Genomic DNA, 17,465 nt, shown 5'->3' with positions numbered 1-17,465 from the left:
CTTGTGTGTATATAGCATCAACAATAATATCACTAAACGAAAGTCTGGTGTTATAGTGGAGGGTTGTTATAATCATTCCATATATAACTATTCTATTATAGAAGTAAGTATATGTTTTTTAATAAGCTGCCATCTATCACGAGGTTTAAAAACTATCTTAGATGGTATTGCTATAACCAAATCGTACTTTGGTATACAACAGATGGCATTTCCTCCAGCTCCCATTGCTGAATACCAAAGAACTCCATCTTCTTCACATAGCCACCATAGATAACCATACTCATTGGAATTCATTTTGGTTGATTCTTCAATCCATGATTTAGATATAATACGTTTATTATTCCAAATACCATCATTTAAATACAGAGAACCAAATCGTAACATATCTCTGGCACTCAATGTAAGTCCCCAGCCACCAGCAGTATTACCTTGTCTGTCTTTTGCCCAACCTTTAAGATTTTTTCCAAATAAATCTTCAAAATCAAAATTTTCTATATCATAATCGGGTATTTCTCTCATACCAATAGGTTTGAATAGATGTTCATTAGCAAACTCACGAGCACACTTTCCTGTAGTATTTGTAATAATAGCTGAAAGTAGGTGAACTCCAGCTGAAGAATATTTGAAAGTTCCAATGTTTTTGTTTTGACCAAGTTGATTTAGGGCATATTTTACCCAATCTCGTTGTTTAGAAAGTCTCTCTAATGATTCAGTTGTATTTTTAAAAGGGTATGGTGCAGTCATCGTAAGCAAGTGGCGTATAGTTACTGCTTTTTTGTATATATCAGCAGGGCTACAATTATATTCAGGAAAAAAATCAACAACTTTTTGCTCAACATCCTTTATATAACCCTTGTCTATTGCGATACCAATTAGGGCTGATATGATACTTTTTGTGACAGATGCAACATGAAAAGTATCGTCAGCATTATAACCATTATAATATTTTTCAAAGACGATACTTCCTCTTCTTGCTATGATTATTGCGTTTATATTGCTATATTGTGAGATTATTAAAGGCTCAAGCTGTGAAAGTTTTTTTGAATCCATTCCAACACTTGAAGGGTCTATATTTTCAAATTTCAAATCTAAGCAGTAGCCTTTATCCATTATAAATACCTCCCTGTTATAGACTTTGAGTTTTCTTTTAGTTGTTGAGGAGAACCCTCTGCAATGAGATATCCGCCTTTGTCTCCTCCTTCTGGACCAAGTTCAATAATCCAGTCACAAGTATTTAGAACTTCTATATCATGTTCAACAACAATTACAGAATTTCCATTTTCGATTAATTCATCCAACAATTGAATTAGTTTAGCAGTATCATACAGACTTAGACCAGTAGTGGGTTCATCCAACACATAGAGTATATTGCCTTTTCGTTTTTTACCAATCTCTTTTGTAAGCTTGATTCTTTGAGATTCTCCACCACTTAAAGTAGGGGTAGGTTGACCTAGCTTTATATAACCCATACCAATTTGTTCTAGTACTTTTAAGTGTGAAACAATATTTGGAGTATCTTCAAAAAAAACAACAGCTTCAGATACACTCATATTTAAGACATCATAGATATTTTTATTCTTATATTTAATGGATAGGGATTCATCATTAAATCTTTTTCCATGACATTCATTACATATACTGTCCATACTTAAATTATTTCCCAACCAGATTTTTTCATATCCACTACCACTACACTTAGGACAAGCACCTTTTGAATTGAATGAAAAATGCCCAGCAGTGAAATTTTGTTTTATTGATTCTGGTTGACCTGCAAATAAAACACGTATCTTATCCCATATCCCAATATAAGAGGCAGGAGTTGAGTTCATATTTCTACCAATAGGAGTTTGAGATATTTCTGAATATCCAGAGATATATTGTGTACCACTTAATTTATCAGCAATAGTTTCTACAATTGTATAATCATCCTCATTACTTACTTCATTTTCTTTAAGAGTGGTTTTATTATTACTTGCTTGATTGTTGAAGTAACTTCTAAGAAGAGGGAGTAATGTATCTGATATAAGGGAACTTTTTCCACTACCAGATTTTCCAGCTACTCCAACCATAGCACCTAAAGGTAATGATGCAGTAATGTTTTTAAGATTATTTGTACTTGCATTTTGAACAACTATACAATGCATTTTTTCAATGTCCGTAATATTTTTAGATGATGTTCTAGTAGGCATGGAGTATTTTCCTGAGATATATTGTCCAATAATTGATTCATTTGACTTAAGTAGACCTTCTAAATCTCCTTGATATATTAATTGTCCACCTTCAATACCAGCTTTTGGCCCTATATCAATAATATGTTCTGCCATATTAATTGTATTTTTGTCGTGTTCAACTACAATGACAGTGTTACCTAAATCTTTTAAATCTTTAATGGATTTTAGAATGTCGATTTTTTCGGATTCATGCAATCCCGCAGTTGGTTCGTCAAGTACGTAAATTAATGAATCCATCTCTGAATCAAGGTGAGAATTTAAAAATAGCCTTTGTATTTCTCCGCCACTTAAAGTTGACATCTCTCTGTACAAGGACAGATGACCTAGTCGTGCCCTTATTAGATTATTTGTCTTAATTAAAATATCAGCTATTAAATTTTTACCTAGAATAGTTAGTTTGTCTTGATTCAATAATGACTTTAGGAATTCATGAACTTCTAAAATGCTCATCTTTCCAAGTTCACCAATATGCTTTCCATTTAATAAAACTTGGCGTGCTTCTTCACCAATTTTAAAACCATGGCACTCAGAACAAGTAGTCATTCTATAAATACCATTTAAGTCTTCACCTCTTTGGTGACGACCATGAAGTACTTTTGCTAAAGAAGAACTTTGTTTTCCATTTTCATAGTGACCATATAGTACCTCGTTTTGTACTTCCTCAGGCAATTGTAAGAATGGTATATCTAAGTAATCTTTGAACTTCTTAGATAACACTCTCAAATATCCTGGTGTGATTTGGGCTCTATCCAAAACTTTTTTTAGGGTAGTGCGCTTATCCAAGATAAGTTTTTCAATATTAATCTCAAAGTATGCTCCACGTCCAGAACATTTCATACACATTCCATCTGAAGAGGTATATGAGAAATAACTTGGTCTTAAGCGTTCTTCTTTATTACCACAATTATTACAAATAAGATTGTTGTCTACAGGAGTGTTACACGCAGAACATATTACTTGTCCTTCTCCTGAATATAATAGTGTAAGCATACTAATAATATTGGTTCTAGTACCTACTGTTGAACGAGGATTACTCTGACGGATGATATTTTGTTTAACAGCTATAGTAGGAGCTAATCCTTGAATATTGTCAAATTTATTCTCATTATCAATGCCTGAAAGTATGCCTAAGGACTGTAAGTACTGTTTACGCCCCTCCTCAAATACAATATCGAACATAAGACTGGATTTACCTGAACCACTAACACCTGTTGCAACTACAAGCTTATTTTTGGGGATAGAGATATTTATATTTTTTAGGTTATGTATTTTTGCACCTTTGATTTTTATTTCTTTCATTAATTCACCTCATTTTATTAATTTTATCAAACTATAAAATTGGTATGTTTTAATCATTAATATAAGAAGAGGTTAAGCGAAATCATAGTATTAAAAAGGCTCTATAGGTAAATATATATCAACTATATGTTTATTTTGTGGGTGACTATTTGGGTCATTAAGATATACTTCAAAAGGAAAAGAATTACGTAGTTTATGTTCATCATTTGATAGCCATTCATTATACATAAAATCCCAAGCATCACTATATTCATCTTGAAAAATACTAAAATGTCCCACCAGATATTTCCCAGAAGGTATTGTAATATTGCCAAGGTCGCTATTTTCTTTGACAACAATATTATCTGGAATTGTCATACAAATACTAGTCCTCAAATGATGTTCTTGTGTAAATTGAGGATTATCATGATAAATAGCTAATATCTTTGTCTTTTCAAGTTCAATTAGATTCTGCTCATTTGCATAATCAAAGAGTTTTTCTACAATCTTTGGAAAGTGACTGGCCAAATTTCCATATGACCCAGTGTATCTAATATAAGCTGTATTTACATTATCAAGTTCTAAGATTTCAATTTCTCCCTTAACCTCTCTCTTATTTTTAGATTTAAGTTTTGATATGTGTCTATTATACTGAGAAATTTTATATGGTTCTTTGCAATTCTTGCTATAATTGTTTCTATATTTTATAGGGCTTATCTTATAATAATTTTTGAAGGCTCGCGAAAAAACTGCGGAATCAGTAAAACCGAAATAATGTGCAATATCAGTAACTGTCATATCAGTACGATGAATAAGAAAAGAAGTGGCTCCTTCTAGTTTTAACCTATTTACATACTGTGACAATGTTTCTTTTTCTATCGCTTTGAAAATTCTATGAAAATGAAACTTTGAAAAACCTGCTATATTAGAAAGCTCTTCAAGAGAAAGAGAATCATACAAATGCTCTTCTATGTAGTCTTGTACTTTGCAAATACGACGTAAGTATTCTTTTTTAATTTGGGAATCGGTCATAAGTATACCTCCTTATTGTAAAAATATATATTTTAAATACCCTTATTTATAGTAAATAAAGCGTTGAGTATGTGAAATTTAAAGTAAAAAAATGTTAAATAGATTTTTTATTAGGAGTTTTTCTTATATATAACAACAATTTATATTATAAGAGAATTTCTATCTTACTTTGTAACACTTAGTATAACATAGTGATATATTTTTAGATTGTATATTTGATTATACATTTATATAAAGTTAGAGACTATAACATGGACAAAAACTTAATATCTAGTAGGGTTGTAAACTTTGATACTAAGAACAATATATCAATTTTAAGAAAATGTTTACTAAATAATAAAATATTTATATTAAAAAAATTATTAAATTTATTGTTTAAATAAAAAAGTTAAATCTCATCTATTAACATAGAGCCTTTAAAACTTTAAAATGAAAAATATAGAAGAATGATTTTTAATAAAATATAATCATCTAATAAATTATTAAGAAATACAAAAATACTTACAAACAACTATTTATTTGAATTGGGGGAATAAGAATATGAACAATGGTTTTTATCAATTAAATTCAGCAGTATTATATTTTAACGAGCGAAGTGATGTAAACAAAATAAGGTTTAATCACTATATAATGAGAAAAGAAAACATACAAAGATTAAGGGGAACTTTACCAAGGGGACAGTTTATGATGACTGTAAGAAAGGCTGCATCTGACCTTGATTTATCAATATCTACAATAAGTAGGCTTGTAAATGAATTTATAGATTTAGGAATATTGAGACTAATAAGTCGAGGAGTGAAGGGAAATTGTTGCTCTGTATATAGTTATATATGCTCTGAAAGTAATGATACAGGTGTAATAAAGAAACGTAGAAGTTTTTTTGAAGATATATTAGAAAATATTAATGAAACAAATAATAGTATCCAAAAGGTATCAAAACATGAATATAAGTATGACAAAGATAAGACCAGTGATACCAATATGTATAGCTATGTAGATAAAGAGTATAGACAATGGGGTTATGACCCAGAACTTCATACTGTAGATGAAACAGAAGATGTAACAAAGAAAAAAGAATTATTAAAAAAAAATTTAAAAAAAGAGTTATTAAAAAAGAACTCCAAGAAAAATACTGATGTGGAAGAGGAATACTGTTATATAGAAAGTATTTATGAAAATATTATAAAAAAGTTAAATAAAGAGTCAGGGGAAAGTTTTAGGTTTGATTCAGAAACAGATAATAAACTTATAGCTGAAAGAAGAAAAGAAGGCCATAGCTTAGAAGATTTTTATAAAGTTATAGAATCAAGAGTGAAGAGCTGGAAGGAGACTCCTACACTAGTGGATATAAAACCAGAGACTCTGTTTGGTCATGAATTCAAGACTTACTTAAATGAAAAGTGATTATAGTGGATAAGAAATATAAGTTTAGAAGAGATATACTAGAATAGATATTATGAAAAATCTAAAATTCATATATAGTTTATGTTCAGATATATTATATGTATAGAAAATAGGGTTATTAGTGTTATTAATAATAAAAAATATTACTGGAATTTTTAAAATTCCAGTAATATCAAATTTAAATTACAGCAATATCAAATAAGAAAATTTTTATAAACTGTATCATTAGAGTCATACACTATATTGTATCAACTTCATATTCTAATATTTTTCCAGTGATTGCACTGATTGTTATATCATATTCATTATTTCCCTTTATTATTTCGCCTTCATATTCTTTATCATCTTTATCATATTCAAATTTTACTATTTTACCACCAGGTACTTTGTTTAGCATTATTGACTTAGCTTTTTCAATGCTAATTATAGAGTTATTGTTATTAGAATTAGAATCACTATTATTGTGATTATTATCAGAGTCATCATAATCATTATCATCATAATCATCGTCCATATCAATATCTATAATTCTTCCATCAAATGCATTTATCTCTATTTCATATGTTTTATTATCTTTTACAACTTTAGCTTCATATTCATTATCGCCAGCATCATATTTACAGTATATTAAATTACCATTAGGAATGGCATCTAGTATTATAGATTTAGCTTTATCTAAAGATATATTTTTGACACCTAAATTATTATTTATATCATCATCTTTTTCAATTTCTATTATTTTACCAGAGTAGGCGTCTATTTCTACTTCATATACAATATTATCCTTTATAACCTTACTGTCGTATTTATTATCATCTTGGTCGTAGTAACAAACTAAAACATTACTTTCTGGAACAGCTTGTTTTAATATTTCCTTAGCTTCAATTAAAGATATTTTTTTAGTTTTATTTCTTATATCGACATTTTTTAGCTTTAAGATATCCTCAAATGCTTTTTGGTTATCACCTCCGCCAACTTGTGTTACTTCTTTTATGTCTTTATTGTTAATAAAATCTTTTTGGCTGTTTACAAGAGTGCCATTAGATATTATTACAGGAGAATTTTCTTTGGCTGCCAATACTCCTATTGATAATGCGTCTACTAGTGCATTTTCCTTGTTCATACCATCTTTAGTAACAAACACATTTTTTATATTTTTGGTTTTGTAAAATTGTTCAATAATTTTGGCATTGGTATTGTTTCTATCTGAACCACTGATTCTTTCTTTATTCGGATATTTTTTTACTGTATTGTCTGATAAAATCTTATTTCCACCAACTATATAAGATTTTTTTATAGACCTATTGTTTAAGAAATTTATACTGCTATTATTGCTGTTTTCCTCTGATACTAGTATTATAGGCATATTATGTATTGCTGATGGAGAAGCTATGCTAACAGCATCAGATAACCCCTTTAATCCATTTACAACTGCTACATTTTCCACTTTTTTTATTTTATCTATTTCTTTAAGTAAATTTGTAGACATTTCATAGATATTATTTCCTACTATTTTATTTACCTTTATGTTGAGTGATTTTATTTCATTTTCTACTTTATTAGATATACTATTTCCACTGTCCACTATATATACATTATCTACGCCAAGTCTTTTAAGTTCAGTTTTAGTTGAACTTTCTATACTATTATCATTTACTAATAGTATAGGAGCATTTTTTAATTTAGCAAAAGGATTTGCACAAAGTGCACTTTGAATAGAGTTGCCATTGACTATAATTGCTACTTTTGATTGAACCCATCCTAATTTACTCACTTCTACAGCCGTTTCATATCTTGTTTTACCTATTAATCTTTCTTGCTTTGTTATGTTGTTTGCAAAGATTACTGAAGAGCTAGAAAAAAACATCATACCTGCCACTAATATAGCTAAGTTTTTCTTATTCATATTTTTTACCTCACAATCCTTATATTTTATTATTTAGTATGAACTAGTAAAATATAATCTTAAAATCAACAGATAAGATTATTCAATATAAAGCTTTTATTTTATTATTTAACATTGTATCATAAATCTTTGGGAAAATGTTTTCGACATTGAATATATGTAAATCAGGATGGATTATTTTTATCATTTGATAAATAGGTTTTTCCCCATTATTTCATGTGTTCTAAAACAGGGACAAAGCTTATTCCTAAATCTGTTAGGAAATATTCTACTTTAGGTGGAATTTCTTGATAAATTTTTATAGTATTTAATTAAAAAATAAAAAAACTATTGACTTGAAGTTAACTCTAAGTAGTAAAGTATAATTATAGAAAATTTATAAATATTTAAAAACATAAATTAAAGTAGAGAATACATAAAGGGGGAAGCAAGACAATGGAACAAAAAAAATTAGGGTTTGGGTTAATGCGTTTACCAATAAAAGACGAAAATGATGCTACAAGTATTGATATGGACTACTTAAATAATATGGTTGATACTTTTTTAGAGAGAGGATTCACATATTTTGATACAGCATATGTATACCATATGGGTAAAAGTGAAATAGCACTTAGAGAATCTCTAGTAAAGAGACATAAAAGAGAAAGTTTTACCGTAGCTACAAAACTACCACTAATGGCTTTAAAAACAAAAGAAGAGCAGGAGCCTATTTTTAATGAACAGTTAGAAAAATGTGGTGTAGATTATTTTGATTATTATCTTTTACATAACATTGGTGTATCACATTATGAAATAGCTAAAAAATTTGACAGTTTCAAGTTTATTGAAGAAAAGAAAAAAGAAGGAAAAATAAAAAATATTGGTTTTTCTTTTCATGATAGTGCAGAACTATTAGACAAAGTATTGAATGAGCATCCAGAAGTAGATTTTGTGCAGTTACAAATTAATTATTTAGATTGGGATAATGAAAGCATACAATCTAGAAAGTGTTATGAAGTAGCAAAGAAACACAATAAACCTGTTATAGTTATGGAACCAGTAAAAGGTGGTACACTAGCAAAAATACCAGAAAGAGCCGAAAAATTATTTAACGATTATAATCCAGATATGTCAGTGCCATCATGGGCAATTCGTTTTGCAGCAAGTAAAGATAATGTCATGATGGTTTTAAGTGGAATGTCAAATATGGAACAACTATTAGACAACACAGGGTATATGCAAAATTTTGAACCATTTGTACAGGAAGAATATGATGTTATAAATGAAGCAGTGGAAATTATAAATGAAGCAATCGCAGTTCCATGTACTGCTTGCCAGTATTGTGTAGAAGGATGTCCAAAAAATATCGCTATTCCAAACTATTTTGCTTTATACAATGCAGAAAAGCAAGCTCTTAATACTGGATTTTCAACACAAATGGTTTATTATAATAACTACACTAAAACTTATGGAAAAGCATCAGATTGTATTGGATGTAAACAGTGTGAAAAAAATTGTCCACAACATATTAAAATTGTAGAATCTCTAAAGAATGTAGCAGAAATATTTGAAAAATAATTGCTACTATAAAATAATTAATGATATATAAAGAACTTGAAGTTAATTAAGTATAAGTGAAATAATTAATGTTATATAGAAAAGTTGAAGTTTATGAAATATCAGTTAAACTGTTTAATCGGATTTTAAATTATACAGTATCAAGAAAGGATGAGGATTTGTATGACAATTTCAGAAGTAAGTAGAAAATACGAACTTTCAGCAGATACTTTACGATATTATGAACGAATTGGTTTAATACCACCTGTAAATAGAAATAAAAGTGGAATTAGGTCTTTTACAGAAAAAGATTGTGAGTGGGTTAATTTCATCAAATGTATGAGAAGTGCAGGACTTTCCATTGAGACATTGATTGAATATGTAACTATGTTTCAACAAGGGAACAAAACTATCAAAGCGAGAAAAGAACTTTTAATAGAACAACGAAATCAGCTTTCTAGAAGAATTGAAGATATGCAGAAAACTTTAGAACGATTAAATAGTAAAATTGATGGATACGAGGATAAAGTTATTGAAAAAGAAAAAACATTAAAAAATAATAGTGAGAGTCAAAGAACGGAGGTATTGTCTTATGAATAAAAGTGTACTTGTATTGTCTGCAAGCCCTAGAAAAGGTGGTAATTCTGATTTATTATGTGACCAATTTATGCAAGGGGCATTAGAATCTAAAAACCAAGTAGAGAAAATATTTTTAAAAGATAAGGATGTTAAATATTGTATAGGATGTGGAGTCTGTTACGAGAAAGGTGGAAACTGTTCACAAAAAGATGACATGGAAGAAATTCTTGAAAAAATGATTAAAGCAGATGTGATTGTTTTGGCAACTCCAGTTTATTTTTATACTATGAATGCACAGATGAAAACTATGATTGATAGAACTTGTTCGAGATACACTGAAATTTCTGGAAAAGAGTTTTATTTCATCGTTGCTGCAGCTGACAATAGTGAGCAGGCTATGGAAAGAACATTAGAAGGATTCAGAGGATTTACGTCATGTCTAAATGGTGCTAAGGAAAAAGGTATAGTGTATGGCATAGGAGCTTGGCATGTAGGTGACATCAAAGAAAGTGTAGCAATGAATCATGCCTATGAAATGGGCAAGTCAGTGTAGTGAAGAGAGATTTTTAAGAGTATCAGATTTACTAAATTTTATTGATAGAGTGAGTTCAGAATAATCTAGACAAAATAATCTTGATAAAATAAATAGTAGACTAAAATGTATTCTACCATTTAGAGGCTGTAAGTAGATTTGTGTAAAACAAATTTACCTACAGCTTTTTGTTGTATATAATTGGTAAACTAGATAATTAGTTTTTTCATCCATAGCATCAGTCTTCATATTTTATTATCATATCATAAATATAAATACTAATTTTATAAAGTGAATAAATTATAAAATAAATATAAAAAAATTATATATAAAATATAAACGTTTTATAAACAAATCAACTACTGATAAGGTGAATTTTAATGATAGTATAGGAGTTACAGGAAGTATATGATTATAGTTAAAATGCACTTATTCCTGTAAATACAAACAATTTAAATTTTAAAAGGAGGAATTAATCATGGCAATTGAAACTAAAACTCCAGACTGGGTTAATGTGCTGGAACTAAACAGTGAAATAGACATTACTGGAAAAAAAGATGTAAGTGATATGATACAAGAAATTGTTTCTGATGAATCATTAAAGGATTCCGTTATATATTTTCCAAATGGTGACTATTTATTTGAAAAAGGTATCAAAATTAGCCAACAAATAACACTTCAAGGAAATTCTTATTATGGGGGAGATGTTCCAGAATTAAGTGAAAGTGAAGAAGATAAAAAACCATTCATAGGAGCAACAAATTTTATAACTAGAGGCGTTTCTAATATGAGTATCATTACATTAGCAGAGAAAAATCAAACTGTAAAGAATATTAACTTTTACTATGATAATCGCGAAAAAAATAAATTACCTGAAGATGTATCTGCTATAACAGAAGGTGAAGGAGTACAAGCTCTATCACATTTTGAACATCTATATATATCTGGATTTTCAGGAACAGGAATTGAAGTTCCACTTTATGCAAATGGTAATGATATTACTGTTACTTCATGTGGTCTTGGTATAAAACTTGGAGAAAAATCAATGCTTTCTAGTAGTAAGATTTATGGATGTAAAAAGGGAATGGAAATTACAACTGGTGTCAGCTTAAACAATATAAGAATAGAAGACATTCAAGAAGTAGGTATTGATAATAAAGGGCTTGGTTTCAATCTTATTATGAATCTTGCAGTTGATAAATGTGGATACTGCGGATTTATGTTTGAAAAAATGTCTCATAGCCAGATAACTGCAAGATTTACTAACTGTAGCCAATATTATAAAAATGTTGACTATGATACTTATAAGAATCTTCCAGACAAAAAAGAAGAGGCTTATTCTATATTCTATGGAGACACTTTAGATAACTGCAATATTGTATTGGTAAATAATAATGTTGATACTCTAGAAAACGGTTTAGAGCGTAAAATACATGTAATTAAAGCAAATGATACTAAAAATGTAACTCTAGAATGTGATGCTGAGGCTGATAATTTTATACAATGTGCAAAAGGAAACTTATTATTAGAGAATGGTAGGAATACTTACAAGTTCTATGATGGTGAGATTTGTTCTGTAGGTGGAGTTCAAGTTTCTGATGTAAATCAGGGTGATTTACTTAAGATAGTTGACAATACACTTTATGTAGATGATGGTGGGAAAGATTTAGTAGTTCCTAAACTACAAAAAAACTCTGTTATATCTTCAATATTAAACTCTGAGGAAGAGATAAGCAAGTTGCATAGTGGGACATGGGAACAAATTGGTATAAAAACAGTTAATGAAGAACCTATGTATTATTATAAAAAAATAGAAGATTAGTTTTAAAATTAGGAGGTAGTGAATTATGGGAGAACCGATAATAATTAAAGAAACAGATGGCTGGATTAATGTTTTAGATTATGGAGTCTTTAATGATGAAACAAAAGATGTAAGTTCTAGGGTGCAAGAAATTATAAATGCTGCACCAGAAGACTCTATTATATATTTTCCAAGAGGGCAGTACTTATTTACAAATGGTATAGAGATTAACAAACGATTAACACTATGTGGAGATGCCTATTTTAGGTCAAATAATCCAACTAATGAGTATTTTTATTCAGGAACAACACAATTTTCTGGTAAATTTGATAAAGAAGATGAGGCAAATGGTACAATGGAAAGTTTTGCAATGATAACAGTAAAGGGAGTAAAACATTGTATTAAAAGTATTTCTTTTCAATCAGATAACTGTGATAATGCGAAGTCGCCTGATGCACCTCCTGCAAATGGTGAATCAGGATTTCATCATGAGATAGTATTTGCACACAAAGGCAAATATATATCAGCAATTGTATGTGAAAATGTATCAGAAGGGCCTGGTCATTATGAAAATGTGGACTTTGGTGGTTTTGGTGAAATTGCACTTAAGATGCCTAATAATTCCACAGTAAATGATATAACTGTTTTTTCATGTAATCGTGGAATTAGTACAGGAGAAAATTCAATAATTACTAATGGAAAGACTTGGGGATGTGATTATGGAATGGAAATTTCTACTGGAACATTTATAAATGGTATGAGAGTAGAAGAAGTTGGTAGGATTGCTATTAACAATATTGGTAAGGGCTTAAACTTTGTTACAAATGTTACAATTGACCAATGTGGATATTGCGGATTCAAGTTTGACTCAATGTCTAATACATACATATCAGGAAATATCTCAAGATGTGGGCAATTTTATTTTAATTTTAACTATGATGACTATTTGAAGTTAGACGAGAGAGTTAAGGAAGCTTATTCCTTGTTTTATGGGAATTCAATAGAGTCAAGTAATATAACAATCGCAAATGACAATGGAGACTATTGGGATGATAAAGGTAAGGATAGATTTGATGAAGGAAAAGGGGATTTAAGATTTAGGGAACATAAGATATACCTTATAGAAGCTTTTGAAACCAAGAATGTATTATTAAGATGCAATATAGATGCTACTGATATGGTTGTTAATTCAGAAAAAGGAAACCTAATATACAATAATAAAGAACAAACAGTTATATTTTATGATGGCGAACTTAGTAGTATTAATGGAGTTGGTATATCTGAAGAAGGTCATAATGACAAAATAAATATAAAAAATTATGAGATGTATATAAATGGTGATATTAAGATGCATAGCCCACAGGTAAATGATATTATATCCACAACAATTAGTAATATCGATTCAGTTTTCGGTCAATATAAAGTAAAATTGGAGAAAATTGGTCAAAAATTAGGTTTTGGAAAAACTATACACTATTACAAAGTGATAGATAAGTAAGCAAATATATTAGAGTTAAGCAAGTATTTTGATAATGGTCTAGTTATTAGTTTTAATAAATTTTATATAGTTAAATTGGTAACTATAAAAATTTATTTAATCCCAAAAGTACATAATCTTTTGGTATTGAGTAAATAAGAAAGGAATAAATAATATTATGGAAGAAATTAAAAATGAAATAACAATTAACATATTAGAAAAATATCCTAAGATTAAAAATGATGGTTCAGAAGATGTGGGGCCTTTCATACAAGAAGTTATTGATAAGCTACCACTTAAGTCTTGTATTTTATATTTTCCCAAAGGTAAATACTTATTTGAAACTGGTGTTACGATTGATAAAGAAATAACCTTACTGGGAGATTCTAATTCATCAACATCTGCTACAGAATTTATAACTCATGGAGTTCCTAATATGAGTATTATTACATTGACAAAAATGAAACAATGTATTAAAAATATAAGTTTTTACTCTGATAGCTGTGAGGTACTTGTTAATGATGAACCACCAACAAAAGGAAATCCACATTATCATTATGAAATCCACATTAAGGAAAATGAGAATAATGAAAAAATGGAGGATGTATCAGCTATTACATGTACTACTGAAACTACAGGCCTAGGTCATTATGAAAACCTTTATATAAATGGCTTCTCAGGTACAGGAATTCAAATTCCTTACTATTCAATTGTAAATGATATTACAGTTTCCTCTTGCGGGCTAGGTATTGATACAGGAAATGACATAATTATTTCAAATAGTAGAATATATGAATGCCAAAAGGGTATGGAAATTAAGGTAGGAGCTAGTTTGAATAATATTAAAATCGAGAAAATACAAGAAGTAGGCCTTAGAAGTAAGGGTGGCGGTAGTTATAAGATTAATAATATTACTATTGATCAATGTGGACATTGTGGTTTTGCATTTGGTACAATGATTAATACTTTTATATCTGGGATTATAAGAAGATGTGGTCAGTATTATTATAATACAGATTATGATACTTATTCAAATATGGAAAATAGGAAAGAAGATGCATATTCATTATTCTATGGAGAGAGTTTTAAGAATTGCCATGTTAATTTGCTTAGTGATAACAAAGATAATTGGGATGATGGATTAGAATATAAACATAAAGTTTATGTATTTAAAACTACTTATATGATAAAATCTACATTGAAATGTAACATAGATGCTTATGATTGTATAATAAAAGCAGAACATGGAGGCGGAAACTTAAGATTGCAAAATAACTTTAATGATTATATATTTATTGATTCATCTGTTCCAGAAATTATTAATGGTATTAACTTGAGAGGCTATCATAAAAATAAAAATGTGCTAATATTAGATAAGGGTAAACTGAGTTTAAAAACAGGACCTGATGATGAGAAAAGAAATATATTTAGAGCTCAAGAAGGTCTTATTGTTACATCACTAGATTCAGATATTTCTCATATAAAATCTACCTATGGAGGAGAATGGGTAGAACTTGGTTCTGAACTTATTGGAAAAGAAACTGTATATTATTATAAGGTTCATAAACCTTAAAAATCCTCTGAAACTCAAAAAAATAAGTATTAAATAATATAAAAAAATGAATCCTTGTAATAGGATTCATTTTTTATAAATAAAAGCTGAATATAATAATACAAAAACTAATATAGAAGCAGTACATGTAGGAGGAAATTTAAGATTACAAAATAACTTTAATGATTATATAGTAAAAGCAATACATAAAGGCTATAATTAGATTTACAGAAAAGTAAATTTATCTACAGCCTTTTGGTATACACAGTTTTTCAATATGCACAGAATTTTGATATACATACAAATCTATGCACATTTTTATCTTTTATTTGATATCTAAATTTATATGTGTTTTAGTAGTTGTTTTGGTTTTAATAGTTAGTAGCATATTAAACAGATTTCTGCATAATATCATTCTCTTTACTAATTAACTTTTTTAGATTTTTCCAATCTATTTCTTCCATATTAGCAAAATAATGTCCACTTCCTACACAAGTTATATAGGACTTGCCATCTAATTCAAATGAAGAACCACCAATACATTTTGGATTACATTTTTTACAAGTACGAGTTTTTGTAATACTATCTTTAATAGTTTTAGAACATTCCTCCACAGTATCTCTATATGTATTTAGATTATAAAGGTTTGCTTTAACTCTCCATTTTTTCTCATTACATTCAATAGTAAATAGACTACGATTTGGTTTTTTAGTTGAATATAATATACGATAAGAGCGAGCTCCTGTTCGTGGTTCAATCTTGCAATCGAGTGATTGACCAAGCTTATGAAAATCATAAGCAATATTATAATCTTTCCCACTTAGTACTTTTAGCATTTCTTCTGTTGTTTCTGCTGTTAATGGACTTTTGTTCATAATTAAAAACCCCCTATATAAATAAAAATTTTGCATATAAATAGTAGCTTTATATACAAATAAAAACTAATAATAGTATAGTCAATCAAGTTATCAAAATCAATAAAATAGCTGTAATCTTACATTATTAGGCATGAAATGAGAGGTATTGTTTTGTAGAGGTAAAGACTTAATAGTATGAAAATTCACTCAAACATGATACAATTCTATAAAAGATTTAAAAAATAAGAAGGGAGAAAGTTGCTGAAATAATTTTATACTTTACTTATATTTTATAAAATAAACGTATATCTTATAAAATAAATGGGGTCATTAAAAAATAGTTTTGTAAGTTTTCAGCAGCAGTAGTGGAATGATAATTTTTTGGTTACTATTATACTTGGCTATTATATTTTCAATAGGTTCTATGATAACAAAAGTAAATAAGGTCTGGATTAAAGTGTTGCTATTTGTAGCAGTAGGATTGTCAACCATAGTTCTTTCATACATGATAGCATAATAACTTAAAACTTTAGAACTATTTAAATAAAATTCGCAAATTCTCAAAACAAGAATTCTCAAGTTGGTAAAATTCCAGATATGAGAAAAAAATTAGTACTATAAAAAAACTATTTTCGGATTATTTTTTATGGAAAGGTTTCAATTTAGGTGTTTTAAGTGGTTCTATAAAGTTTTATGAATAAAAAGAAATTGGCATGCTAATTGCTTTAATAAATATTAACATGAACACAAATAAATATAATAATCTGAGTATTGATTATTTGAAACTTTGGACTTGATTTCTTGTCTAGAGGTTCATATTAATATTGGTGTTTAGGAAATTTTATTTTCCTGTAAATATAACTTAATAATAGGAGGTGAAATCATGTCAAAAGTAGTAATAGCTACAGAGAAAGCTCCAGGAGCAATTGGACCATATTCTCAAGCAATACAAGTTGGAAATATAGTTTCTACATCAGGTCAACTTCCAATAGACATGAAGACAGGCGAGTTAGTATCTGACCCAAAAGAAGCAACAAAAGCTTCTTTAGACAATGTAAAAGCAATACTAGAACAAGCTGGTACAACTATGGATAAAGTATTTAAAACTACAGTTTTCGTAAAAGATTTAAAAGATTTTAATGATATTAACGAAGTGTACGCTACATATTTTAAAGAAAATCCACCAGCAAGATCATGTGTACAAGTTGCTCAATTACCAAAAGATGCAGTTTTAGAAATTGAAGCAATGGCAGTATTATAATAATAAAACCAATGACAAA

Annotated in this window: 15 protein-coding genes; 9 read left to right on the top strand and 6 right to left on the bottom strand. The window is 28.7% G+C overall.

Annotated elements, in window-relative coordinates:
* Positions 1–87 precede the first annotated feature (87 nt).
* The 3 genes from IC175_RS05935 to IC175_RS05925 all read right to left on the bottom strand — a co-directional run bounded on the left by IC175_RS05935 (position 88) and on the right by IC175_RS05925 (position 4,541).
* Positions 88–1,110 carry a serine hydrolase domain-containing protein gene (locus tag IC175_RS05935; RefSeq protein WP_227835106.1) on the bottom strand — a complete coding sequence of 341 codons (1,023 nt, stop codon included), beginning with the start codon at positions 1,108–1,110 and terminating at the stop codon, positions 88–90.
* The gene (locus IC175_RS05930; protein ID WP_227851275.1) at positions 1,110–3,530 is read right to left on the bottom strand and encodes an excinuclease ABC subunit UvrA; all 2,421 of its coding nucleotides are present in this window, start codon (positions 3,528–3,530) and stop codon (positions 1,110–1,112) included. Before IC175_RS05930 ends, IC175_RS05935 begins: the two co-directional genes overlap by 1 nt.
* 90 nt (positions 3,531–3,620) lie before the next feature.
* On the bottom strand, positions 3,621–4,541 hold the full coding sequence (locus tag IC175_RS05925) for an AraC family transcriptional regulator (RefSeq protein ID WP_227433754.1): 921 nt from the start codon (positions 4,539–4,541) through the stop codon (positions 3,621–3,623).
* A gap of 540 nt (positions 4,542–5,081) precedes the next feature.
* On the opposite strand from IC175_RS05925, the gene IC175_RS05920 reads away from it, so the two are divergent.
* The gene (locus IC175_RS05920; protein ID WP_227835108.1) at positions 5,082–5,945 is read left to right on the top strand and encodes a conserved phage C-terminal domain-containing protein; all 864 of its coding nucleotides are present in this window, start codon (positions 5,082–5,084) and stop codon (positions 5,943–5,945) included.
* Positions 5,946–6,183: 238 nt separating this feature from the next.
* On the opposite strand, the gene IC175_RS05915 is transcribed toward IC175_RS05920, so the two are convergent.
* Both IC175_RS05915 and IC175_RS05910 read right to left on the bottom strand, forming a co-directional pair.
* Complete coding sequence (locus tag IC175_RS05915; RefSeq protein ID WP_227851274.1) at positions 6,184–7,851, bottom strand: cell wall-binding repeat-containing protein; 1,668 nt, start codon at positions 7,849–7,851, stop codon at positions 6,184–6,186.
* Positions 7,852–8,060: 209 nt separating this feature from the next.
* Entirely contained in the window at positions 8,061–8,147 is an 87-nt protein-coding gene (locus IC175_RS05910; protein ID WP_413927154.1) for a winged helix-turn-helix transcriptional regulator, read from the bottom strand.
* 139 nt (positions 8,148–8,286) lie between these two features.
* Between IC175_RS05910 and IC175_RS05905 the strand changes: the two genes are divergently transcribed.
* The 6 genes from IC175_RS05905 (at position 8,287) to IC175_RS05880 (ending at position 15,349) form a co-directional block, all read left to right on the top strand.
* The gene (locus tag IC175_RS05905; protein ID WP_227433757.1) at positions 8,287–9,408 is read left to right on the top strand and encodes an aldo/keto reductase; all 1,122 of its coding nucleotides are present in this window, start codon (positions 8,287–8,289) and stop codon (positions 9,406–9,408) included.
* A gap of 162 nt (positions 9,409–9,570) precedes the next feature.
* Positions 9,571–9,987, top strand: coding sequence for a MerR family transcriptional regulator (locus tag IC175_RS05900; RefSeq protein ID WP_227433758.1), 417 nt, complete (start codon positions 9,571–9,573; stop codon positions 9,985–9,987).
* Positions 9,980–10,519, top strand: a complete 540-nt coding sequence (locus tag IC175_RS05895; RefSeq protein WP_227433759.1) for a flavodoxin family protein — start codon at positions 9,980–9,982, stop codon at positions 10,517–10,519. Before IC175_RS05900 ends, IC175_RS05895 begins: the two co-directional genes overlap by 8 nt.
* A gap of 457 nt (positions 10,520–10,976) precedes the next feature.
* Complete coding sequence (locus IC175_RS05890; protein WP_227851273.1) at positions 10,977–12,320, top strand: glycoside hydrolase family 55 protein; 1,344 nt, start codon at positions 10,977–10,979, stop codon at positions 12,318–12,320.
* 25 nt (positions 12,321–12,345) lie between these two features.
* The gene (locus IC175_RS05885) at positions 12,346–13,797 is read left to right on the top strand and encodes a glycoside hydrolase family 55 protein (protein ID WP_227851272.1); all 1,452 of its coding nucleotides are present in this window, start codon (positions 12,346–12,348) and stop codon (positions 13,795–13,797) included.
* A 157-nt stretch (positions 13,798–13,954) separates the two neighbouring features.
* Positions 13,955–15,349, top strand: coding sequence for a glycoside hydrolase family 55 protein (locus IC175_RS05880; protein ID WP_227846197.1), 1,395 nt, complete (start codon positions 13,955–13,957; stop codon positions 15,347–15,349).
* 368 nt (positions 15,350–15,717) lie between these two features.
* Here IC175_RS05880 and IC175_RS05875 read toward each other — a convergent pair whose 3' ends face one another.
* Entirely contained in the window at positions 15,718–16,203 is a 486-nt protein-coding gene (locus IC175_RS05875; protein ID WP_227851271.1) for a hypothetical protein, read from the bottom strand.
* Between the two features lie 352 nt (positions 16,204–16,555).
* Here IC175_RS05875 and IC175_RS05870 point away from each other — a divergent pair, with 352 nt between their 5' ends.
* Both IC175_RS05870 and IC175_RS05865 read left to right on the top strand, forming a co-directional pair.
* On the top strand, positions 16,556–16,702 hold the full coding sequence (locus IC175_RS05870; RefSeq protein ID WP_054274210.1) for a hypothetical protein: 147 nt from the start codon (positions 16,556–16,558) through the stop codon (positions 16,700–16,702).
* 366 nt (positions 16,703–17,068) lie between these two features.
* On the top strand, positions 17,069–17,446 hold the full coding sequence (locus IC175_RS05865) for a RidA family protein (protein WP_227433761.1): 378 nt from the start codon (positions 17,069–17,071) through the stop codon (positions 17,444–17,446).
* The last annotated feature ends 19 nt before the right edge of the window (positions 17,447–17,465 follow it).

Source organism: Clostridioides sp. ES-S-0123-01, from assembly GCF_020658415.1.
Classification (GTDB): Bacteria; Bacillota; Clostridia; order Peptostreptococcales; family Peptostreptococcaceae; genus Clostridioides.
Note: the sequence above shows the minus strand (reverse complement) of the source record. Positions and strands in the feature narration are given on the sequence as shown.

What these genes read in the sequence shown, in the direction of transcription:
- IC175_RS05935 (WP_227835106.1), bottom strand. Translation starts at nt 1,110, where the DNA reads ATGGATAAAGGCTACTGCTTAGATTTGAAATTTGAAAATATAGACCCT.
- IC175_RS05930 (WP_227851275.1), bottom strand. Translation starts at nt 3,530, where the DNA reads ATGAAAGAAATAAAAATCAAAGGTGCAAAAATACATAACCTAAAAAAT.
- IC175_RS05925 (WP_227433754.1), bottom strand. Translation starts at nt 4,541, where the DNA reads ATGACCGATTCCCAAATTAAAAAAGAATACTTACGTCGTATTTGCAAA.
- IC175_RS05920 (WP_227835108.1), top strand. Translation starts at nt 5,082, where the DNA reads ATGAACAATGGTTTTTATCAATTAAATTCAGCAGTATTATATTTTAAC.
- IC175_RS05915 (WP_227851274.1), bottom strand. Translation starts at nt 7,851, where the DNA reads ATGAATAAGAAAAACTTAGCTATATTAGTGGCAGGTATGATGTTTTTT.
- IC175_RS05905 (WP_227433757.1), top strand. Translation starts at nt 8,287, where the DNA reads ATGGAACAAAAAAAATTAGGGTTTGGGTTAATGCGTTTACCAATAAAA.
- IC175_RS05900 (WP_227433758.1), top strand. Translation starts at nt 9,571, where the DNA reads ATGACAATTTCAGAAGTAAGTAGAAAATACGAACTTTCAGCAGATACT.
- IC175_RS05895 (WP_227433759.1), top strand. Translation starts at nt 9,980, where the DNA reads ATGAATAAAAGTGTACTTGTATTGTCTGCAAGCCCTAGAAAAGGTGGT.
- IC175_RS05890 (WP_227851273.1), top strand. Translation starts at nt 10,977, where the DNA reads ATGGCAATTGAAACTAAAACTCCAGACTGGGTTAATGTGCTGGAACTA.
- IC175_RS05885 (WP_227851272.1), top strand. Translation starts at nt 12,346, where the DNA reads ATGGGAGAACCGATAATAATTAAAGAAACAGATGGCTGGATTAATGTT.
- IC175_RS05880 (WP_227846197.1), top strand. Translation starts at nt 13,955, where the DNA reads ATGGAAGAAATTAAAAATGAAATAACAATTAACATATTAGAAAAATAT.
- IC175_RS05875 (WP_227851271.1), bottom strand. Translation starts at nt 16,203, where the DNA reads ATGAACAAAAGTCCATTAACAGCAGAAACAACAGAAGAAATGCTAAAA.
- IC175_RS05870 (WP_054274210.1), top strand. Translation starts at nt 16,556, where the DNA reads ATGATAATTTTTTGGTTACTATTATACTTGGCTATTATATTTTCAATA.
- IC175_RS05865 (WP_227433761.1), top strand. Translation starts at nt 17,069, where the DNA reads ATGTCAAAAGTAGTAATAGCTACAGAGAAAGCTCCAGGAGCAATTGGA.